The sequence below is a fragment of the Bifidobacterium sp. ESL0704 genome (genome assembly GCF_029392075.1).
In the GTDB taxonomy this organism is placed as follows: domain Bacteria; phylum Actinomycetota; class Actinomycetes; order Actinomycetales; family Bifidobacteriaceae; genus Bifidobacterium.
Genome location: NZ_CP113929.1, coordinates 1,658,697 through 1,679,757, shown reverse-complemented (window position 1 = coordinate 1,679,757; position 21,061 = coordinate 1,658,697). Strand labels below are relative to the sequence as shown.

Here is a 21,061-nt window from a genome sequence, read left to right as displayed (position 1 = left end):
TCTTCTAAAAATACCGGCAAACGAACTTGTAGAACGAAAGCAAAAGGAACCAAAGATGTTCTCAGTAACACTTAAACTTATGAAAAAGAACGGGAAGATGCTCATTCCCGCCGGCATCGCCATCCTGATCGGCACCGCCTTCATCGCCGCGACCTTCCTGTTCGGCAACGCGATGGACGACTCGCTGCGCACGCAGCTGACCTCGCGTTTCATGCAGGCCGACTACGTGGCGATGCTCAAAGACACGAACGGCGGCGACAGCAGCACCTACAGCGATGACGCGCCGCTCACCGTCAAGACCTTCAAAAGGGACGAGGTCGATAAGGTCGATGGCGTCAAATCCGTGCAGCCGTTGGTCTACGGCGACGGACATATCAAAAAGGGCAATACGGCGACCACCACTATGTACGCTCTGGGTTCCAGTGATGACAAGCTCCAGCCGGTCAAGGTGGTCAACGGCCACAGCCCGACAAAAGACCGTGAGGCCGCCATACCCGAGAAGATGGCCGACAAGCTGCATCTGAAAACGGGCGACACCATCAAGCTCACCCTTTCCACTTCCGCCAGCAATGCGCCTAGCGCCAAGGCGACCTTGGTGGGCCTTACCAGAGACGAGAGCGGCAGCTACACCACGTATGGTGGAGTGACGCTGGTCTCTCCACAGGTGCTGACGGATCTCTACCATGTCGATTCCTTCAATGACGTTCCCTCCAATGGTCTGCTGTTCAATGTGGATTCGTCCAAGGCTTCGACGGCCATTCCGCAAGCCAAGCAGGTCCTCGGCAAGAAGTTCGCCGTCGATACCCGTCAGCATCTGGGCGACGAGGAGCTGAAGCAGCTGAGTTCCAACGGAAGCTCGCCGGTGAAGATCTTCCTTCTGGTCTTCGGCATCCTTGCCATGTTCGTGGCCGCCTTGGTCATCGCCAACACCTTCCAGGTGCTGATCGCCCAGCGTCGCCGCACGCTTGCCCTGCTGCGCACCATCGGCGCAAAGAAGGGGCAGCTTTACCGTTCCGTGCTTTTTGAGGCCGGCACTTTGGGCCTGATTGCCTCAGCGCTCGGCGTGGTCGTGGCCATCGGATTGATGGGCGCGATGAGCAAGTTCGGCGTGGCGCTGGGAGATATGGGTGCCACGATGAAACTCATCATCTCATGGCCGGTCATCGTAGTGCCGCTCGCCTTCGGCATTATCATGACGGTGCTCGCCTCCATCGGCTCCGCGCGCTCCGCCACGGCCGTGACCCCGCTTGAGGCGCTGCGCCCGATCGAGGTCACCGATACCCGCAAGGCCGGAAGGGTGCGCGGCGTGCTCGGTACCTTGATGATCGTTGTCGGTGTCGTCTGTTGCGCGCTCGGTGCCAGCAAAATTCCTGAGGTATTGACCCACACAGCCCGCAACGGCAACGATACCGAGTATGAATTTGCGTTGCTCTCCGCCATGGGCGGCTGTGCTCTGCTCTTCATCGGTCTGGCCGTCACCGCCACGTTCTGGCTGCCGGTGCTGATGCGCGGCATCGGTGCGCTGGTCGCCCACGTCGGCCCGTCCGCCAAGATAGCCGACGGCAATATCCAGAAGAACCCGCGTCGCGTCGCCGCCACCGGCGTCGCCCTGCTGATCGGCGTCACCTTGGTTTCGACCATCGCCACCGGCGCGGCCTGCGGCAAACAGACCATGGATTCCACGCTCGACGCCCACTACAGCGTCGACATGGCGGCGGAAGGCAATGGACTGAGCCAGCACACCGCCGACAAGGTCGCCAAGATCAAGGGCATTTCGGACACGTTCTACGCGCCCACCGCCACGGCGAACATCAAGAACGAGGGCGCTGATCACGATTTCAGCGTATTGCTGGTCGCGGTCAACGACAAGCAGGCCCTGCAGAAGGTGCTGCGTACGGATATCTCTTCCGGCACCATCGCCCCGGGCACCGTCCTTGCTCCGCTTTACAACGCCCAGACCGGCAAGAAGCTCAACTTTGCCAACAACTCCGTTACCTTCGACAACGTCGGCAAGGATGGTTCCAAGAACCATGTCGATTTGCCTGCGATGAAGGTCAAGCAAGTTGATTTCCGCAGTATCACCAGCATGTATTCCATGGTCGTTTTCGTCGACCAGTCGACGTTTACCGGCAGCAACGTCAAAAGCGACGGACACATGCTTTTGACGAAATTCGACATGAACGCGTCAAGCGTTGCGGATACGTTCGCGGCGGTGCAGGACGCGTTGGGATCCACCGATGGCGTCAACATCTCCGGCCCGATTTCCGAGCGCGTCACCTGGGACACGCAGATCGACACCATCATGAGGGTGCTGGTCGCCCTGCTCGCCGTCGCCGTGCTCATCGCACTGATCGGCGTGGCCAACACGCTGAGCCTGTCGGTGATCGAGCGCACCCGCGAATCGGCCACTCTGCGCGCCATCGGCATGACCCGCGGCCAGTTGCGGCGCTCCTTGGCCTGTGAGGCGCTCCTGATCGCGCTGGTCTCCGGCGTGGTCGGCGTCATCCTCGGCACCGCCTTCGGCTGGCTCGGTTCCTACATGGTCTTCAGCCTCTACGGCAAGACGGCCTACCTCTTCGATTGGAAGTTCAACGGCATCGTGCTGCTGATCGCCGCCCTGGCTGCGTTGGCTTCGAGCATCTTGCCGGCCAGACGTGCGGTGAAGACCCCGCCGGTCGAGGCGCTCGCCGAAGCATAGCTTGGCAGAAGTCCCACCATCCAGTGAAACGGTAGCTGAATAAAAGGTCCGGTTGGTTTCTCGATTCTGAGAAGCGGCCGGACCTTTTATGTGGCAAACTAATTAATGTGTCGGATGAAACTGATGAACAACGCCGACATTCACGATTTCGTTGATGCGTTGAGTTTGAGGCGTCATCGCACCTATGACGTATTGGTTTGCCGGGATATATATTTGCGCGTCTGAAGAAGAACGAGAGAGGGGAGTCGTCACTGGTGATAGAGAAAGGACGTGCCTAGACCAGCTTGTTGTCATAGGCGAAGACGACCGCTTGCACCCGGTCGCGCGAGTAGGTCTTCTGCAGAATATGGGCGACGTGGGTCTTGACGGTCGGCAGGCTGATGCACAGCTTGTCGGCGATCTCCTGATTGGACAGGCCGTGCGCGATCTCGACCAGCACTTCGCGCTCACGGTCGGTCAGCGTGTCCACCGCAGGGTCGTGGTAGGCAGATGGCTCGAAATCGCTGTTCTGTCCGGAAACCTGAGTGTTCACATTGCCGGTGTTGCGGCCGTTGACGCGATTATTGCCGGTCGTACCGCCGAGAGAGCCGGTATTGCCGGTATCGCCATTGCCGTGTTGAGCATTGCCGATAATTTTCGGACCTTTTGCCGCCGCGCGCGTTGCTCCCAACTCGCCGTCGACCATCTTCTCGATAAGCCGTTTGGTGGCTGTCGGGGCGATGATGGCGTTGCCTTGATAAACCGTTCGGATCGAGGAAAGCAGTGTCTCCGGTTCGGTGTCTTTCAACAGAAACCCTGAGGCTCCGGCGTCGATGGCGCTCATCACGTATTCGTCGAGATCGAAGGTCGTCAAGATGATGACGTGCGTTTTGGGGACGTCGTTGCCTGCCTCGCGTTCCGCATCGATGATGAGCCTGGTTGCCTCGATGCCGTCGGTGCCGGGCATGCGCACATCCATCAGCACCACATCCGGCTGGAGATCAAGGCTCAGCGACACCGCTTCGGCGCCGTTGGAAGCCTGCCCGACCACCTGCATATCGTCCTGTGAATCGATGACCATGGCGAAACCCGCCCTCACCAGCTCCTGATCGTCGGCGATAAGGACTTGGATAGGCGCTGTTTCACTCATACTTGCAAGGTTAGCAAGACGCGGCGGCAAAGATCGCTATCGGCTGCCGTCGCTTTGCGGCCAATCTGCGCTTTTGCGACGCTGCCGTGGAAAAAGTGCAGATTATGACACGGTATGTGCGTCTTTCTGACGGCAGCGTCGCAAAAGTGCAAGTTCGGTTGCCTTGGATGCATGTTTTTGACGCTAACGTTGGAAACATGCGTTTTAGCAGTTCTATAATGCATGTTTTTGACGTAAAGGCGTAAGGGTGGGGCATGGTCTGTGTGCAGGCCGATTGCTTAGTTGGCCGTTTCGCCGTGCCTGGCGTTTTCCATGCCGGCCACCGGATGCAGCAACGGTTGGGAGACCGTCGGGTTGTCGTCGCTGCCGCCGGTTTCGCGCAGCACGCGCAGCAACGAGCGCATGTGGGCCAGCGACTCGCGTCCCTGCTCGCCGATGGAACGGAACGCCTCGATGATGGCCTCCGAGGAGGTAGTGATGTCTGCCGCCGCGTCCCGGTCGAGCATGGCGATGCCCGTGTCGGCCTTGTCGATGACCACGGCCAACGTTTCGCTGACCTCGCCACGGATCTGCGCCCCGATGCGCTCGCGTTCGTGGTTGGCCGCCGCGATCTGTTTGCGTTTTGATTCCGCTTCCAACGCCTGGTGCCGGGCCTCGAGCACCATCATGTTCGTTCCGCTTGCGCGCGTCCACAGCGCCGCGGTGATGGCCATGGCACATGCGGCCAGCGCGACGATGACGAACATGGCAATCTCGTGGGGGTAGCTGCCCCGGTTGCCGTAGACCGCATAACGCTGATGGTTCATTACCCAATCGACCAGCGTCGGATAGCCGACGAACGAACCGCTGAAGCGGATACCGAACATCACCGATCCCGCCACTGCGGCTATGCTTGCCCAGCGGCGGGAATGCCCCTTGCCGTACAGGCACACCGAATAGAGCGATATCGGTGCGTAGAACACGGCGGATGGTATGTCCTCGCAGAAGGTCAGCGCTATGATCGCCGTGGCGACCATAACCGCTGCGGCGCACTGGGGGAACCGGCGTCGCAATGCCAACGCGGCGAACACCGCGAGGCTGATGATGAAATCGGCCATCTGCAGCTGGGGTGTCGACGCCTGTTGCGAGGTGCCGAAGAACATGGTGTAGGCACCGCCCACCCCTCCGTACCGGAATGTGATGAAACGCGAAGGGTTGAGGATCAAGAGCAAGACCGCGGCAAAGATGATGTCGGCCAACAGATAATGCCGGGCGAAGAAGCGCGAGATTCGTTCCACCCAGTTGAGTCCTGTGTGTTCGGTGGTGCCGGCCTCGCTCTCGTTACGTGAATGCCCAACAGGATAGTGGCGGTGTACAAGCCGAGAAATGCGCCCGAATATGCTTGCGATCCGTGTCTCAGTGCCGGAATCATCCCGAAAGCGCTCGGGGCGCTGGACATCTGACGAAGGGCTGCGAAGCGACGCCGGACTGTTGTCCGGTGGGTTGGTCATCGCTTTTGTATCGGCGATACTCGCAGAAGAGGCAGTTGTTTCGGTGGTTGCGGGCGTTGAGGCAGCGACACGGTCCGCAGTGGTACGTTCGGTGCTGGCGAGGTCGTGATGGTGTTCGCTGTTGTCGTTCTCGCCGGTGGAAACGCCGTTGGGGAATGCGTGCGTAAGGGTATCGTCGTTGTGGTTAACGTTGCCGTCCACGTTGTGGTTAACGTTGCCGTCCACGTTGTGGTTAACGTTGCCGTCCACGTTGTGGTTAACGTTGCCGTCCACGTTGTGGTTAACGTTGCCATCGACGTTCAACGGGATTAGCGCTTCGACCGTGAATCCGCCTCCGATCCTCGGCCCGGCCTGCATCTGTCCGTCTGCGGCTTCGACGCGTTCCCGCATCCCGGTCAGCCCGATGCCCGGCCGATGTCCGTCCATCGCCGCTGCCGCCCCGTTGCCGTTGTCTTGTACGGCAAGTTGCAGGGTCGTATCGTTCCAGTTTTCCGTCACCGTGACCTCTACGCCTTTGCCGGCGTATTTGCGGGCGTTGGTCAGCGCCTCCAGCACGGCATGGTAGATGGCGGATTGCGCCTTATCGTTCAGTAGTCTGGGTCTGGGCTCGCCCTGGATGATTCGTTTCACCGATCCGCCGGTGGTATGCGCGGTGACGTCCGCCTGGGCGATCAATGCGGCGACGTCGTCATAGCCGGTACGGTCGGTGCCGCCGAAGGTGCTGAGCAGATTTGACATATCGCGTTGCGCCTTGTGCGATTCGCGTCTGATCGTTTCCATGATCGTCCGTGCCTTGGCGGGGTCGTGGGCCCCGGCGTAGCGGCCGCCGTCGGACTGGACGATGATGGTGGAGAGCGTGTGGGCCACCACGTCGTGCATGTCTCGGGCGATGCGGGCGCGCTCGGCGGTGCGCGCGATGTCGAGGTCCTCCTGCCCGCGGGCGGCCAACGCGATGTTGCGTTCGCGCAGAAGTCTCGCGTTGTCGAGTCTGGTGCGTGACCAGTAACCCATGAAACAGGCTGCGGTGAGCGTGGTGAGAATGCCGACGAGCATGAACAGCACGGTGCCGGCGAGGTTTTTGCTGCAGGTGGGGTTGAATCCGGATGTGTAGACGCTTTGACAGACATAATAGGTGTAGCTTGCGGTGTCGCCCGCTTGGTGCGGGTTGTATACCGGGCCGATCTCCATGCCCCAAGCGATGATCGGAGCCGCCGCGCCGCCGATGACGAACGCCAGAACGATGAAGGCCTTGCTGTGCGACGGGTCGCCGTAGACGATGACCGAATACAGCATCACCACGGCGAGAATGTCGCCGAAGACGTAGCCGGGCCCGGTGAGCAGCTGCAGGACGGCGAGACCCGCGAATGCCAGGGCGGCGCCCTGTGGGTAACGGCGGCGGAATACGATCGGCACGATCAGCGCGCACGACCATACGAACTGCCAGCCCTCGCTATAGCTGACCCACAGCCCGCCTTCATCGGTGGTGGTGCTGACAAGCGCGAAAAACAACGCGACGAGCGCCAGCAAAGCGTCGCCCGCCATCTGGTTGCGTGCGAGCCATGCCCCGAATCGTCGTAATGTCGCCATGCCTCAAGCGTATCGCGAGTGCGGCATTGTGGATATCGTGCGCAGGGATGATGACGGTGGCGAAACCCGCAGCGATGTGGTGTCGTTGTCGCAATCGCCGTGACGCTGTGTAGCTGGTGTATTCCATTGTGGTCGTGGGTTGATGCGAGGTTTTCTACGCCGAGGTCGGAAAGAAAGTGCGGCTCATCGGCTGAGGGCAGAAGCACAGCCCCGTAAGCCGTCGGGATGCGTGAGCGTTGCCGGAGTCTTCGTGACCATATCGGATGATGGTCATTTGGCCGGTAGACGCCATAAACTGTTGGACAATGAATTCGGCGATTGCCGCAGTTGAGGAGACGAACATGACATTGCTGGCCAAGTATTATGTACCGGGACTCGCCGTAGAGGACCATTCCATACAAGTACCGCTCGATTGGCGTAAAAGCGATCCGGGCAAGGGGTTCGTCGGGAAGCCGTTGAGTCTGTTCTACCGCGTGGTCACCGCGCCCGAGCATGTCCACGACGATTTGCCGCTGCTGATTTTCCTTCAGGGCGGTCCCGGAGGCGCTGGGCCGCGTCCGCTCAATCCTTCCAGCGACGGTTGGATTGCCGAGGCGATCAAGCATTTCCGCGTCATCCTGCCCGACCAGCGGGGTACCGGCCGTTCCTCCTGCGTCGATTCCAATGTGATCAGCCGGATCGAGGGCGCCCGGAGCCAGGCGGAATATCTCAAGGCTTTCCTGGCCGGTTCCATCGTGCGCGATTTCGAACATCTGCGCCGTACGGAATTCGGGTCAAGAAAATGGGTGACGCTCGGGCAAAGCTATGGCGGGTTCCTGACCTTGGCCTATCTTTCCTTGTATCCCGAAGGCGTAAACGCGAGCTTTACGATGGGCGGCATCCCGCACGTACCCGCCAACGCCCGTGAAGTCTACGAACATACGTTCCCGAGAATGGCGCAAAAGACCCACCTTTATTATCGTCGCTACCCGCAGGATGTCGATCGGGTGGCGCTGATCGCCGACAGGCTTACCGCGCACAAAGGGGAAGACGCCGTCGCTTTGCCCAATGGCGATCCGTTGACCGTCGAGCGCCTGCAGACCCTGGGCAGCGATTTCGGTATGCAGCCCAGCCCGGAGCGCCTGCACTGGTTGGTGGACATTGCGTTCGCCGCCGGAGACGGGACGGCCAACAGCCATTCCCCGCTGTCTGACCAGTTCCTTGAATCCGTGATGGAAGCGACGTCCTCCACACCTCTGTATTGGCCGTTGCAGGAGTTCATCTATGCTGATGGCGAACTCGAGGAGCCAATCGGATGGGCGGCTCAGCAGGTGCGTGACGAGCATCCTGAGTTCGATGTCGATCGTCGGCCGCTGTTGTTTACCGGCGAGGCGATGTTCCCGTGGATGTACGACCAGGAGCGTGCGTTGCGTCCGTTCAAGCCCGCGGTCGAGGAGCTGATGGGCGATACCCGTTTCGGCAAGGTCTACGACGCCACCCAGCTGGGTCGTAACGAGGTCCCGCTTCAGGCCGCGGTCTATTTCGATGACATGTACGTCGATTCCGGCATGCAGCTCGACACGCTTTCGCGCGTGGGCAACTCGCACGCCTGGGTTACCAATGAGTATCAGCACGACGGCATCCACCATGGCGGAGCGGTGTTCGACCATCTTTACCACGAGGCCCTCGACCGAGGGGATTTGCAGGGGCTGTTCTGAATTTGGGTTCCGTGACATGTAGTGTCGTATATATGCTTTAACCGCCTACAGGGAAGTAAGGGTAAGGACATATGGAACCATCGTTGACATGGCTTGACGAGCCGCAGACGTTCAGAGTCAATGAATTGCCTGCGCATTCGGACCATTGCTGCTACGCAAATGCCAAGGAGGCCGGCGAACGGCGTTCCGGCCTCGTGCGTGCTCTGGACGGCGAATGGCAGTTCGCGCTCGCCGACAGCCCCCAACATATCCCGGACCGGTTCTATTCGACGGATGCACCGGCCGAACGTTTCGGTCTGATCGAGGTGCCGGGGCATATTGAGCTTTCCGGCCACGCGCAGCTGCAATATACCAACACCGCCTACCCCTGGGAGGGTTCCGTGTTCAGGCGCCCGGCCTATACGACTCCTCCGGACGATCCTCAAGCTGGCAGCTTCTCAGAGGCGCCCGACAATCAGGTGGGCCTCTATCGCAATACATTCGTTTTGGGCGAGCAATGGGCCAGTCGTCCGCTGCATATCCGTTTCGAGGGGGTGGAACGTGCGTTTTACCTGTGGTGCAACGGGCAATTCGTAGGGTATGCCGAGGATTCGTTCACTCCCAGCACTTTCGATCTGAGTCCGTATGCCCATGTCGGTGAGAACCTCATCGCCGTGGCGGTTTTCCGGCATTGCACGGCCAGCTGGATCGAGGATCAGGATTTCTTCCGTTTCTTCGGCATCTTCCGTCCGGTGAGCCTGTTGTCGCTTCCTGAAACGCATGTCGAGGATCTGGACGTCAGGCCGGTCCTGAAAGACGATGACCATACCGGTGTGCTCAACGTCGGTGCCAGGCTAACGCCGGTGCAAAACGGGTCCAAGGTGACGATGCAACTGGCCGATTGCGACGGCAACGTCATCGTCGACGAAACCATCGACGCGCAGGGGGAAACCAACTGGCCGGCTTGCATCGTTAAAAACCCGCATCTGTGGTCGCACACCAATCCCTACCTGTATCGTCTCACGCTCACCGTGTTCAATGCCGAAGGCGAGATTGTGGAGGTTGTGCCGCAGGCCGTGGGGTTCCGGCGCATCGAGATCGGCGCCGATAAGGTCGTTCGTCTCAACGGCAAACGCCTGCTCCTGCTCGGCGTCAACCGCCACGAATGGAGCGCCACGCGAGGCCGTGCCATCACGCAGGCGGATATGGACGCCGATATGGCTACCATCAGGGCGAACCATATCAACGCCGTGCGCACCTGCCATTACCCCGACCGGCTTGAATGGTACCGGATGTGCGACGAGGCCGGAATCTACGTGATGGCCGAAACGAATATGGAATCGCATGGCACCTGGCAGAAGCTCGGCGGCGAGGACGGCTCCTACAATGTGCCCGGCAGCTTCCCACAATGGCGTGAGATGGTCATCGACCGCGCCCGCACCCAGTACGAGACGCTCAAGAACCATCCCTCGATTCTCTTTTGGTCGCTCGGCAACGAATCCTACGCCGGCGAGAACATCGCGGCGATGAACGAGTATTACAAAAAGACCGATCCGACCAGACCGGTGCACTATGAAGGGGTCGTTCACAATCGCAAGTACGAGGACCGGATATCCGATTTCGAAAGCAGGATGTACGCGACGCCGGCGGACGCGGCCAAATATCTCGAAGACGACCCGAAGAAGCCGTTCGTCCTTTGCGAATACATGCACAGCATGGGCAATTCCGTCGGCGGTCTTCGCGCGTATATGGACCTGTTCGACCGCTACCCGCAATATGCCGGCGGCTTCATCTGGGACTTCAAGGACCAGGCCATCGAGGTTACCGATAGCGTCACCGGGCGCAAAGTGATGCGCTACGGCGGTGATTTCGACGATCGGCCCACCGAACGCCAGTTCTCCGGTGACGGGTTGCTGTTCGCCGATGGAAACGAAAAGCCCGCGATGCAGGCAGTGAACGAGGAGTATGGCAGATATGACCGATAACGTACGCATTGTCATCGATGAAGAGATGATCGGCCTGCATGCCTGCGGCCGCGATTGCCTGTTCGATTACCGCACCGGCCTGGTCTCTTTGAAAACCGGAGGCAAGGAATGGCTGTATAGCGCCCCGCGTCCGGCGTTCTGGAGAGCGACGACCGACAACGACCGAGGCAACGGGTTCTCATGCCGTTCGGCGCAATGGGTCGGTGCCGACCTGTTCAGCACGGCCGGGCGACCCAGCCTCGAAGTCGACGGCAAACCGTTCGTCATTCCCTACACCCCTGCGGACGGAAGCACGGGAGGACAGCTGTATGCCTCTGTTGCCTCGCTGTGTTATACGTTCACCACGCCGACCGTTCCGTCCACGACGGTGGATGTCCGCTATACGCTTGGTGCTGCGGGAAATCTGACGGTGGCAGTGCATTATCACGGCCAAAAAGGGCTGCCGGAACTGCCGGCTTTCGGGCTGCGTATGGTCATGCCGACGCCGGCCACCGGTTTCACCTACTTCGGTCTGCCGGGCGAGACCTATCCCGATCGGCTCGGTGCAGGCAAGAAACAGCTTGTCGCCGTCGTTGGCATGCCCGTCGCCCCATATCTGGTGCCCCAGGAATGCGGCATGCATATGGATACCGACTGGGTGCGTGTCGAACGGGAAACGACGCTCAACAACGCCGACGCCGCCATCGCGCCGTTCAGTCTCACCTTCGCCTGCCTTGACAGGCCTTTCGCGTTCAGCTGCCTGCCGTATACCCCGCTGGAACTCGAGAACGCCACCCATCAGGAGGAACTGCCTCCGGCAAGGCGGACGGTGCTGACGATATACGGAGCCGTCCGAGGCGTAGGCGGTATCGACAGTTGGGGCGCCCCCGTGGGTGAGGACTGTTCGATCAGCGGCGAGCAGGATGTGCGGTTCGCTTTCGAGGTCAAGGCGTAGTTCGGCGGCCACGGAGCTATTCGGTGACTGAGGCGGTCGGCTGTTGTGTCACGGTGTCGTTCATGTATTGCGTTGCATGCGCAATGAGACCAAATTGCCAAGAAAACGGTGTTTGCGATTGACTCGGGGTCATGGTTGCCTATGCTGATGACGAGATGATTCGTCGGGATCATTCCGGCCTGCGGTCGTTGTTCACGCCGCTTGCGCCGGATATTCGAGTAGCGGCAAGGAGTTTTTATGACGCAGAACATACATGACATCACGGTGGGATTCATCGGCTTCGGCAACATGGCGCAAGGCATCGCCAAAGGTCTGGTCAACGGGGGAGTGATCGACGGATCGCAGATCGTCGCCAACTCCGGCCATTTCGACAAAGCGCAGACCGCCGCATCAGCCATCGGTGCCAAGGCCACCCATAGTGCCGTGGAAACGGTCGCAGCTGCCGATGTCGTCATCGTCGCCGTCAAGCCCGGTCAGATTGAAACGGCGCTCGCCGATGTTCTGGATGAGCTCAAAGGCGCAGGCAAATTCGTCATCTCCATTGCCGCAGGCCGCAACCTTGATTACTATCAAAGGCTTCTGGGCGATGATGCCCATGTGCAATGCGTGATTCCCAACACGCCCATCGAAGTCGGTCAGGGCATCCTTGTCACCGAAAACGCGAACACGCTCGCTGATTCCCAGCGTGAGACCTTCGAGGCGCTGTTCTCGTCGATCGCCTTGATCGAACGGGTCGACACCCCGCTGATGGACATCGGCTCGTCCGTGGCCGGCTGCGCGCCCGCCTTCACCGCCATCTACATCGAGGCGCTTGCCGACGCCGGCGTGAAATACGGCCTGAAGCGCGAGACCGCCTACCGTCTCGCCGCGAAGATGACCGAAGGTGTCGGGGCGCTTTACATGGCCACCGGCACCAATCCCGGTGCGATGAAGGACGCGGTCTGCTCGCCGGGCGGCACCACCATCAAAGGCGTCACCGAGCTGGAAAAGCAAGGCTTCCGCGGAGCGGTGATCTCCGGGGTCGACGCCATCCAGAACGGCTGATTTACGCGGCTATCGAGTGTGGCGTGTGCTTCCTACCAGGCGCGCGCCGCGGCGTTTTCGCGGATTTTCGGTTATAAGATAAACGCAAACGACGATGAATCGCATGTGACGGGAAGGAGACCGGCATGGCAAAGATGATATTGGCCTCCAGCGTCCTGCCGGCCCTGCGCGTGTTGCGGCGTGGATTGCTAGGCCGCCATCGTGACCCGGCGTCGCCGAAATGGCGGATTGCCTATATCCCCGCCGCCGATGACCACGAACTCAGCCGCTGGTTCCGGCCGTTTGTCCGCCTGATGATGAGACTCAACGGTTTCCGGGTTCACACCATCGATTTGGCGACGACGATGCGCGATGAGCTCAGACATGTGCTTGCCTCCTCGGACGTCATCTGGGTGGGTGGCGGCAACAGCTTTCATCTCCTGCGCGAACTCAAACGTAGCGGTGCCGGCCGTGTCATTGCGTCTCTGGTGCACGACGGCACACCCTACGTCGGTGTCTCGGCCGGTGCCGTCGTCACTGCTCCCGATATCAGCTATATCGAGCCGATGGACGAGCGCGGTGCCGTTGCCGATGGCGATACAACCGGTCTCAATCTGGTCGATTTCCGCGTCATCCCTCACCTCGATCATCCTTTCATGGGCCGGGCAGCCCGCCTCATCGCCTCGTTGGAGCGGCGGCAGGGACATGCCACGCATGCCCTCAAAGACGCGTGGACAGTGGTTGTCAACGGAGCCAAGGTGCTCGTCCACAGGCGTTGAAGCGGGAATCGCATATTTGGATGCGTCTGATTTGGATTGGCATCCGTTCGATATGAACTGACACAAAAGTGCGATGATGGCGGTGTCTGTTTTTTCGTTGGCCAATGACCCTATGATGGGATATCAGCATCCTTGCATGAAGGAACATCGAAGGAGGACCGGCGATGTCACATCGTTCAGTATCGCGTCAAGATGTACACAACGCTGTCGGGAAAGGTAGGCGATCGCTGCTCGTCCGTGCGGCGTTTGCCGGGTTGGCGCTTGCGGGCGCAGGTATCTGGGCCATATCGCCGAGGTCTCGCCAAGACCGTGAACGCCATAACGTGCCGTCCATGCCGGATGTCTGGTATGCGCATCGAGGCCTGCATGACGCCGGTTCTGGTCTGTCCGCGCAATATCGGAAAACCGATGGGGGATATATCAACCTCGCCCGTCGCATGGCCCGTAAGGCCGGGTATGGTGCGGGTCGGGAAAACGATGAGCGACCTATCGCCCCGGAAAACTCGCTTGCCGCTTTCTCCGCCGCCTGCGAAGCCGGATACGGCATCGAACTTGACCTGCAGCTCACTGCCGACGACAAGGTCGTGGTGGTTCATGACCCCGATCTGTTGCGTGTGGCCGGTTGCCCGCAACGTGTTGCCGATCTGACCTACGACCAATTGCGTCATATCCCGCTGTTCCCGAACCCGAGCGTATACGGGGATGCCAAGGCCGAACCTCTTTCTCAAGCCGAGCTGGAAGCCGAGAAGATCATGCCGTTGCCGCAGCAAAGCCAATACCAGCACGTCCCGCTGTTTTCCGACGTGCTGAAGGTCGTCGACGGCCGTGTGCCGATTATTGTCGAATACAAGTTCGAAGGCAATTCGTGGGGCGCTCGTCAGCGTTTGCTGATGGAAAGCGGCGACAGGCTGCTGCGCGCCTACGACGGAGCGTACGTAGTAGAGTCGTTCAATCCGATGGCCATGCGTTGGTATCGCCAGAACCATCCCGAGGTTTTCCGCGGACAGCTTGCCGTCTCATCGCCGTTCCCGATTGATCGTGATGTTGATTTGCAGGCGAATCTGCACTCGTTGCAGCGCGGCGTCATGCCTTGGATTGCGGGAAAGCTCGGTTTCAACTGGGTGTCACGACCGGATTTCGTGGCCTATGACTGGCATGGCGGCCGCTCGATTCAGGTGCGTTCGGCCCGTGCGTTGGGTGCCGTGCCGGTGGCTTGGACCCCGCGTAGCACCGAAGAGCTCGAGCATTGCGGTCGTGATTTCGGTTACTTTATTTTCGAGGCGTTCATACCGTCGGAAGACTGAACTGTGCGGATGGGAGGCCGTGAGCCGCTAAATACGTGGCGTCGTTGCATTCGTTCCTTCGTGGAGACTGAATCGTGCAGAAGGATGATTGTGCGCTGATTCGGGAGGTTTGGAAGAATTGCCGATTTGCATTGCCGATAGCAAATGAACCTTCGTTTGTGATAGCGATGAATAAAAGGAAAGGTGCGTCCGGCATTTTTTCATTTGCCAGACGCACCCGAAAGCTATCTCATACGATAGTTATTCTGTTAGATAGCTGTTTTCTTATGCTCTTTTGAGATCTCGGTTGGGGAGACGTCCACTTCGTCCAGCGGGATGATGTGAGTATGGTACTTGATCTTATAACCGATGTAGAGGATGAGTACCAACGGCAAGCCGATGTAGGTGATGCCGATTTGTTGCCAGTCCCAATGGACGAACGCGTCGATGTTCTGCCCGCCGATGACCACGATGCACAGAATGAGCGCGATGATCGGGCCGAGCGGGAAGAGCTTCGCGTGGTACTTCAGCTCCGAAAGCTGGTGGCCTTGCTTGATGAACGCGCGACGGAAACGGAAATGGCTGATGGCGATGCCGACCCAGGCGATGAAACCGGTGAGCCCTGAAGCCGCGACGAGCCACATGTAGATCTTCTGGCCGAAAATCGAGGCGGCGAACGTGGCTAGCGAAATGATGGTCGTAACGATGAGCGCCGCCAGCGGAATGCCGTGCTTGGTCGTGCGTGAGAAGAACTTCGGGGCGTAGCCGTCATCGGCCAGCGAGTAGAGCATGCGGGTCGAGGCGTACATGCCCGAGTTGGCCGCCGAAAGCACTGCGGTCAGTACGATCGCGTTCATCAGGCTTGCGGCGAAAGCGAGGCCAGCCCGCTTGAAGACCAACGTGAAGGGGGACATCGCGATGTTGCCGTCGGCCGCCGAAAGCAGGTTCGGACTGGTGTAGGGGATGAGCGCGGCGATCACGAAGATCGAGAGGACATAGAAGAGCAGGATGCGCCAGAAGACGCTGTTGATGGCCTTGGGCACCGCATGCTCCGGGTCCGCCGACTCGCCTGCGGTCACGCCGATGAGTTCCGTGCCCTGGAACGAGAAGCCGGCGATGAGGAAGACGCTGAGGATAGCCGGGAAACCGCCGACGAACGGGGCGTCCTTGTAGGTGAAGTTGCCGAAGCCGACTGCCGGATGGAACATGATACCGAAAATCATGGCGAAACCGAGCACGAGGAAGACGATGACGGTGACGACCTTGATCAGCGACAACCAATACTCCGTCTCGCCGAATGCGGAGACGGTCAGGGCGTTGATCAGGAAGATGACCACCAATACGATGAGGCTCCATATCCAGCCCGGGGTGTTCGGCAGCCAATATTGGATCAGGAGGGCCGCGGTGGAGATGTCGACGGCGACGGTGATGGCCCAGTTGAACCAATAGTTCCAGCCCATGGCGAATCCGAGCGCCGGGTCGACGTATTTGGCGTTGTAGGTGGCGAAGGAACCCGAGACCGGCTGGTTGGTCGCGAGCTCGCCGAGGCTCGTCATCAGGAAGTAGACCATGATGCCCATGGCGATATAGGCCACCAGTCCGCCGCCGGGGCCGGCCTTGGAGATGGTGGAGCCCGAGGTCATGAACAGGCCGGTGCCGATGCAGCCGCCGAGCGCGATCATCGAGACGTGACGAGTCTTGAGGTTGCGCTGCACGCCTCCCGACTTGCCCTTGTTGCCGATCGGCGGGATGGGATGTGTCGCCGCGGTGTTGACTCCGGCTGTGGTTGATTGACTTGCCGCTTTGCCTGTCGTTGCCCTGCTCGCCGAAGACGACGCTGATGTGCTGGGCGTGTTTTCGGTATGGTCGGTTTGTGCCGACATACTGCTTTCCTTCCGGTAGGGAAGAAGCCTACAGATGATGCGAATTGTCGTTGTGGTACTCGCCTGATGAGGACCGGGTTGATCAATAAAGCCACGCCTCATCGCGAAAAAGCCTCACAACGATTCTCATCGATAGCGCTCCGCGGTGTTGTCCGCGACAGTTCTGGATTTCTTGGACCCAGACCCAACTTCCCATCTCGGAGGCGACAGGAAATTTCGGCTGAATTCCCTTTCACCGACCTTCATGGGCGCCACCGCGTCTCTGGCCGGTTACTGATGGATTCAGCGACCTCTTCTGTGATTGATGATATGTGCGACTATAGGTGGTTTTCGAGACAAATGCATCGAAATCATCGGTTTCTGAGATTTTCATCGATACCGTCCTACGGGGAGATTGGAGGTAATGGAGGATTTGCGACGCGAATCGTCGATATTGTGTCATGATTCCTCCACTAAAGCGGATTGCTGGAGGATTTGCGACGCGAATTGGCCGATTGGCGTCGCAAATGTACCACTAGCTCTCTCTGCTGGAGGTTTTGCGACGCTCATCAGCGGTTGATGGCATTGTTCTGTCGCTGTTGGCGGCCATGAAGAGGCTTCGATAACATGGACGTTGGCATGCGTGGCGGAGCCTCTTGTTTCGTCCGTCTTGACGCTAGACTTGAGGTATGTCTTTAACTATCGGAATCGTCGGTCTGCCGAATGTCGGCAAGTCCACCATGTTCAACGCCCTGACCCGCAACAACGTGCTTGCGGAAAACTATCCCTTCGCCACCATCGAGCCCAACACGGGTATCGTGCCGCTGCCCGACAAACGGCTTCCCGTGCTGGCCAAGCTGGTGGGCACCGAGAAGATTGTGCCGGCCACGGTCACCTTCGTTGACATCGCCGGCATCGTCAAGGGTGCCTCCGAGGGCGAGGGTTTGGGCAACAAGTTCCTGGCCAACATTCGCGAGGCCGACGCGATCTGCGAGGTCGTGCGTGCGTTCAAGGATGACGACATCGTCCACGTCAATGGCAAGGTCGACCCGTCCGATGATATCGACACCATCAACACCGAGCTGATGCTTGCCGACCTGCAGACTATCGAGAACGCGTTGCCGAAGCTCGAGAAGGAGCTGCGTGGCAAGAAGGTCACGCAGGAATATATGGACGCGGTCAAGAAGGCGCAGTCGATTCTTTCGGAAGGGGAGACCATCGATCATGCTGCATCCGCGGGTAAAATCGACAAGGCCGACATCTATGACCTGCATCTGATGACCGCCAAGCCGTTCATCTACGTCTTCAATGTTGATGACAATGAGCTGACCGACAAGGACCTGCAGAAGAAGCTCGCCGACTCCGTGGCTCCTGCGCAGTCGATCTTCCTCAACGCGCAGTTCGAATCCGATCTGACCGACCTCGATGAGGCCGACGCCCGCGAGATGCTTGAGGATGCGGGCTTGAAGGAATCCGGCCTCGACCAGCTGGCCCGCGTCGGCTTCGACGTGCTCGGCCTGCAGACCTTCCTCACCGCCGGCGTCAAAGAAGTGCGCGCCTGGCAGATTCATCAGGGCTGGACCGCCCCGCAGGCCGCCGGCGTGATCCACAGCGATTTCGAGCGTGGCTTCATCAAGGCCGACATCGTCTCCTACGATGATTTCGTCGCCGCCAAGGGCAGCATGAACGAGATCAAGGAGGAAGGCAAGCTCCGCCAGGAGGGTCGTGATTACGTGATGCAGGACGGTGACATTGTAGAGTTCAAGTTCAACGTGTGAGGCTGCGATAGGCTTAACTTTCTTAACTTTGAAGAGTGGTTCGATGCTTTGTCGGTGTCGAGCCGCTCTTGCTGTTCAAGGTTAGTTAATTTCTATGGTTCCACTCTGCAAGCCAATCAACGACGGATGAATCGTTGTCGAGGTACCAAGCGCTTAATTGGTCATTGAAGATGTCTCGGTCTGGTGACTCGACAGGTACGGCAAGTACGTCGGATGAATGTAGCTTGAGCAGCAATCCGTTGGCGGCGAGCAAAGCAGTGCGCTTGTTGCCGTTGCCGAACGGTTGCATCTTGGCCAGCGTTGCGAAAAGGTGTGAGGCACGTTCGAGGGGCTGTACATTGTGCGCGAGTGCTGCGGTGCTATCTGCTGTGCTCGACGCTGCTGACGTGCTGTCGTCAGAAACTAAAGTCAGTTCCTGCTCGATTGCCACGGCAGAAGGCACTGGGGGAGTGTATGTACCTCGATGAGTGGAGACGATGACGTTCTCTGCGGTTCTCAGCACGCCGGGTTCCATCGCAGCTGTACGGGTCATTTCCGCGTTGATACCTGTGAACCATGCCAAATCCATGGGCCGTGTCGAATAGTCGTATTCGATGACATACGAGGAGGCGTCCTTCAAATCGCACAGCAGCGCATAGTCGTTGCGTGAACCGACAACGTTGGGATTGCCGGTGCGTAGGAATTCCTCGGTGGCCATGCGCGAGGTATTGAGCCCGTCAAAGGTGCGTCCTATTCGGTACAGCAGCCCGGCAAGTCCCTTGACGGTCATCAAAGGAGAAACGTTATGCTTTGCCACCATAATCTTGTTCTCCTTATCTGATGCTGTGTATAAAGATTTTGTCACGAAACAAAGTTCTGCGATGACTTCTTGATTATAGATGATTATGAGAATGATTTCTGTGGGTACCGTTTGAGGAATTTGCTGAGCTAGTTATTTAGGCAATAACGTTCCTTTTAATCGGTCAGATAGTATATTGTATCGGCAAGCGAAATTTTGAAATTTAAGCATTAGTATTCTATAGTATAATTAATTTAAACAATAGAAAACTAATGCTTAAGGTAGTTGATAAGTAATGAAATATACGCCTACTACCACGAAACGGGACCTGCGGGTAATCGGGGAGCACTTCGCGGCGCAACGTAAGTTGCTTGGGCTGCGGGTCAGTGACGTGGCCAAGCGTGCGGCGATCAGCGAGACTACCGTGACGAATCTTGAGCATGGCCGGCCAGTGCGTTCAGATGCACTCATTACCGTCGCCCGCATACTTCAGCTGGCCGATTATATGGTCAAGGCCGCTGATCCGTATTCGCATGACTTGGGTATGGTCCGTGCCGCGCAGATTCTGCCCAAGCGCGTGCGGTAATGGAATTGGTGCTGAAACATAGATGATAAGAAGGTTCGGCTACGGCCATGCAGGATTTATTTCCGAATGCCAGCGAGGGATTACTAAACTGTTAGTTAGTTTGTTTGAAGAATGAACAATTGCAGTTGAATAACCCGGAAAATAAGGAAAAGAACTGGGGTGAAAGCTATGAGTCAACAAGTTGAAGTCCGAACGACTGTCGAAAACGGTAAGGAGCTAACTGCTGGAACGTTGTATTTCAACGGCCCCAGTTCCACCTTCAGATATCGTTCCGATTACGTTGACAACCCTGATTCATTTGACCTTGCTCCCGGCCTTCCGCTTTCCCTTTCTCCCTTCGTATTCGCCGGTCTGGGACCATTTTCCGATGCCGCTCCCGATCGTTGGGGCAGGAAACTGCTTGAACGTAATCGTAAGCGGCATAACTTGCCGGAATCCGAATATCTTTTGGGTGTCAATGACGTAACGCGTCAGGGTGCGGTCAGATTTTTCGGAGAAGGGAAGGCGCTCGCAGGCGATGAAGGAGTACCAGTACTTACGGATTTGTCGGGATTGCTGGATACCGCGGACGCTGTTGAAGAGAATCGCGAAGTGGATGATACCTCCCTGCGCAGGTTGTACCGAGCGACGGGTTCTTTGGGAGGTGCCCGTCCGAAAGCGTCCGTATTCGACCATAACGCATTGTGGCTGGCCAAGTTTCCGAAGCCTGATGGCGATGATTGGGACGTCATCGGTTGGGAAGCGGTGATTCTGGAACTTGCCGAGCAGGCTGGAATCGTCGTGCCGGAACATCGTGTCATCAGCATCAAGGATTCAGATAACCGACAGCGGACTGTTCTTCTTACCAAACGTTTCGATCGGGAAGAGGACGGTCAGCCAGAAAAGCTGCGGCGAATCCCCTATATTTCTGCGATGACGGCGCTGGAAGCGGAGGATGGTGAAGGCGGTGATTGGCTTGATTTGGTTGAGTTCTCGCGTCAGATAGGTGCCGATACCCATCAACTCTGGCAACGTGCCATGTTCGGGGCCGCAATCGGCAATCTTGACGACCATTTACGCAATCATGGCTTTTTGCATTCGTCGAGAGGCTGGCAGCTTTCGCCGGCATTTGATTTGAATCCGGAACCGTATCAAGAGCAGGCGGATGACAGGCATCAACTTGCGCTATTCGGTGATGCTCATGTGGACGTTACGACATTGATGGGTGAGGAAGCATTGGAACTATTCGACATTTCACGTTCGATGGCACATGATTACGTTGTATCGCTTTCCTCCGTCATCAGGCAGGCCGTTCCGCGTGCCAGGTTACGGCACATTGATAATTACTCGATTTCTATTATGGAAGCAAGGTTCCAGCATACTTTGCAACAATTGGCCGAGTTCTAGTTGCCGCAGTATCGAATCCGCCAATTCGCTCTTTGCGCGTAACGGCATTTTTATGGCATGATAAAGGTGGTTATAGTTCATCAATAA

Annotated in this window: 14 protein-coding genes and 1 riboswitch; of the genes, 10 read left to right on the top strand and 4 right to left on the bottom strand. The window is 58.3% G+C overall.

The annotated features are described in order from the left end of the window. Window positions 1–55 precede the first annotated feature (55 nt). Window positions 56–2,698, top strand: coding sequence for an ABC transporter permease (locus tag OZX64_RS06040; RefSeq protein WP_277172048.1), 2,643 nt, complete (start codon window positions 56–58; stop codon window positions 2,696–2,698). Between the two features lie 274 nt (window positions 2,699–2,972). On the opposite strand, the gene OZX64_RS06035 is transcribed toward OZX64_RS06040, so the two are convergent. Both OZX64_RS06035 and OZX64_RS06030 read right to left on the bottom strand, forming a co-directional pair. After that, on the bottom strand, window positions 2,973–3,827 hold the full coding sequence (locus tag OZX64_RS06035) for a response regulator transcription factor (RefSeq protein ID WP_277172046.1): 855 nt from the start codon (window positions 3,825–3,827) through the stop codon (window positions 2,973–2,975). A 278-nt stretch (window positions 3,828–4,105) separates the two neighbouring features. Beyond that, the gene (locus tag OZX64_RS06030) at window positions 4,106–6,904 is read right to left on the bottom strand and encodes a histidine kinase (protein WP_277172044.1); all 2,799 of its coding nucleotides are present in this window, start codon (window positions 6,902–6,904) and stop codon (window positions 4,106–4,108) included. Window positions 6,905–7,245: 341 nt separating this feature from the next. Between OZX64_RS06030 and OZX64_RS06025 the strand changes: the two genes are divergently transcribed. From OZX64_RS06025 to OZX64_RS06000, 6 genes are all read left to right on the top strand, one after another. Further along, a complete protein-coding gene (locus tag OZX64_RS06025) occupies window positions 7,246–8,601 on the top strand; it encodes an alpha/beta fold hydrolase (RefSeq protein ID WP_277174998.1) in 1,356 nt (451 codons plus the stop codon). A 71-nt stretch (window positions 8,602–8,672) separates the two neighbouring features. After that, window positions 8,673–10,565 (top strand): glycoside hydrolase family 2 TIM barrel-domain containing protein, encoded by a 1,893-nt coding sequence (locus OZX64_RS06020; RefSeq protein WP_277172042.1) that lies wholly within the window; start codon window positions 8,673–8,675, stop codon window positions 10,563–10,565. Continuing rightward, entirely contained in the window at window positions 10,555–11,499 is a 945-nt protein-coding gene (locus OZX64_RS06015) for a beta-galactosidase small subunit (RefSeq protein WP_277172040.1), read from the top strand. Before OZX64_RS06020 ends, OZX64_RS06015 begins: the two co-directional genes overlap by 11 nt. A 237-nt stretch (window positions 11,500–11,736) precedes the next feature. Beyond that, the gene (gene proC, locus OZX64_RS06010) at window positions 11,737–12,543 is read left to right on the top strand and encodes a pyrroline-5-carboxylate reductase (RefSeq protein ID WP_277172038.1); all 807 of its coding nucleotides are present in this window, start codon (window positions 11,737–11,739) and stop codon (window positions 12,541–12,543) included. 125 nt (window positions 12,544–12,668) lie between these two features. After that, complete coding sequence (locus OZX64_RS06005; RefSeq protein WP_277172037.1) at window positions 12,669–13,301, top strand: Type 1 glutamine amidotransferase-like domain-containing protein; 633 nt, start codon at window positions 12,669–12,671, stop codon at window positions 13,299–13,301. Between the two features lie 164 nt (window positions 13,302–13,465). Further along, entirely contained in the window at window positions 13,466–14,605 is a 1,140-nt protein-coding gene (locus OZX64_RS06000; protein WP_277172035.1) for a glycerophosphodiester phosphodiesterase family protein, read from the top strand. A 248-nt stretch (window positions 14,606–14,853) separates the two neighbouring features. On the opposite strand, the gene OZX64_RS05995 is transcribed toward OZX64_RS06000, so the two are convergent. After that, on the bottom strand, window positions 14,854–16,467 hold the full coding sequence (locus tag OZX64_RS05995) for an amino acid permease (RefSeq protein WP_277172033.1): 1,614 nt from the start codon (window positions 16,465–16,467) through the stop codon (window positions 14,854–14,856). A gap of 125 nt (window positions 16,468–16,592) precedes the next feature. Further along, window positions 16,593–16,770: riboswitch (Lysine riboswitch) on the bottom strand. Between the two features lie 365 nt (window positions 16,771–17,135). Here OZX64_RS05995 and ychF point away from each other — a divergent pair. Further along, on the top strand, window positions 17,136–18,224 hold the full coding sequence (gene ychF / locus OZX64_RS05990; RefSeq protein ID WP_277172031.1) for a redox-regulated ATPase YchF: 1,089 nt from the start codon (window positions 17,136–17,138) through the stop codon (window positions 18,222–18,224). A gap of 85 nt (window positions 18,225–18,309) precedes the next feature. On the opposite strand, the gene OZX64_RS05985 is transcribed toward ychF, so the two are convergent. Continuing rightward, complete coding sequence (locus OZX64_RS05985; protein WP_277172029.1) at window positions 18,310–19,023, bottom strand: Fic family protein; 714 nt, start codon at window positions 19,021–19,023, stop codon at window positions 18,310–18,312. Window positions 19,024–19,297: 274 nt separating this feature from the next. Here OZX64_RS05985 and OZX64_RS05980 point away from each other — a divergent pair, with 274 nt between their 5' ends. Together OZX64_RS05980 and OZX64_RS05975 are read left to right on the top strand one after the other, a co-directional pair. Next, on the top strand, window positions 19,298–19,588 hold the full coding sequence (locus OZX64_RS05980) for a helix-turn-helix transcriptional regulator (protein ID WP_277172027.1): 291 nt from the start codon (window positions 19,298–19,300) through the stop codon (window positions 19,586–19,588). A gap of 168 nt (window positions 19,589–19,756) precedes the next feature. Beyond that, window positions 19,757–20,974, top strand: coding sequence for a type II toxin-antitoxin system HipA family toxin (locus OZX64_RS05975; RefSeq protein ID WP_277172025.1), 1,218 nt, complete (start codon window positions 19,757–19,759; stop codon window positions 20,972–20,974). Window positions 20,975–21,061 lie beyond the last annotated feature (87 nt).

Excerpts from the sequence above, each read along its gene's own strand:
- proC (WP_277172038.1), top strand. The coding sequence starts at position 11,737 with ATGACGCAGAACATACATGACATCACGGTGGGATTCATCGGCTTCGGC.
- OZX64_RS06000 (WP_277172035.1), top strand. The coding sequence starts at position 13,466 with ATGTCACATCGTTCAGTATCGCGTCAAGATGTACACAACGCTGTCGGG.
- OZX64_RS06040 (WP_277172048.1), top strand. The coding sequence starts at position 56 with ATGTTCTCAGTAACACTTAAACTTATGAAAAAGAACGGGAAGATGCTC.
- ychF (WP_277172031.1), top strand. The coding sequence starts at position 17,136 with ATGTCTTTAACTATCGGAATCGTCGGTCTGCCGAATGTCGGCAAGTCC.
- OZX64_RS06030 (WP_277172044.1), bottom strand. The coding sequence starts at position 6,904 with ATGGCGACATTACGACGATTCGGGGCATGGCTCGCACGCAACCAGATG.
- OZX64_RS05975 (WP_277172025.1), top strand. The coding sequence starts at position 19,757 with ATGAGTCAACAAGTTGAAGTCCGAACGACTGTCGAAAACGGTAAGGAG.
- OZX64_RS06035 (WP_277172046.1), bottom strand. The coding sequence starts at position 3,827 with ATGAGTGAAACAGCGCCTATCCAAGTCCTTATCGCCGACGATCAGGAG.
- OZX64_RS05985 (WP_277172029.1), bottom strand. The coding sequence starts at position 19,023 with ATGGTGGCAAAGCATAACGTTTCTCCTTTGATGACCGTCAAGGGACTT.
- OZX64_RS06020 (WP_277172042.1), top strand. The coding sequence starts at position 8,673 with ATGGAACCATCGTTGACATGGCTTGACGAGCCGCAGACGTTCAGAGTC.
- OZX64_RS05995 (WP_277172033.1), bottom strand. The coding sequence starts at position 16,467 with ATGTCGGCACAAACCGACCATACCGAAAACACGCCCAGCACATCAGCG.
- OZX64_RS06005 (WP_277172037.1), top strand. The coding sequence starts at position 12,669 with ATGGCAAAGATGATATTGGCCTCCAGCGTCCTGCCGGCCCTGCGCGTG.
- OZX64_RS06015 (WP_277172040.1), top strand. The coding sequence starts at position 10,555 with ATGACCGATAACGTACGCATTGTCATCGATGAAGAGATGATCGGCCTG.
- OZX64_RS06025 (WP_277174998.1), top strand. The coding sequence starts at position 7,246 with ATGACATTGCTGGCCAAGTATTATGTACCGGGACTCGCCGTAGAGGAC.
- OZX64_RS05980 (WP_277172027.1), top strand. The coding sequence starts at position 19,298 with ATGAAATATACGCCTACTACCACGAAACGGGACCTGCGGGTAATCGGG.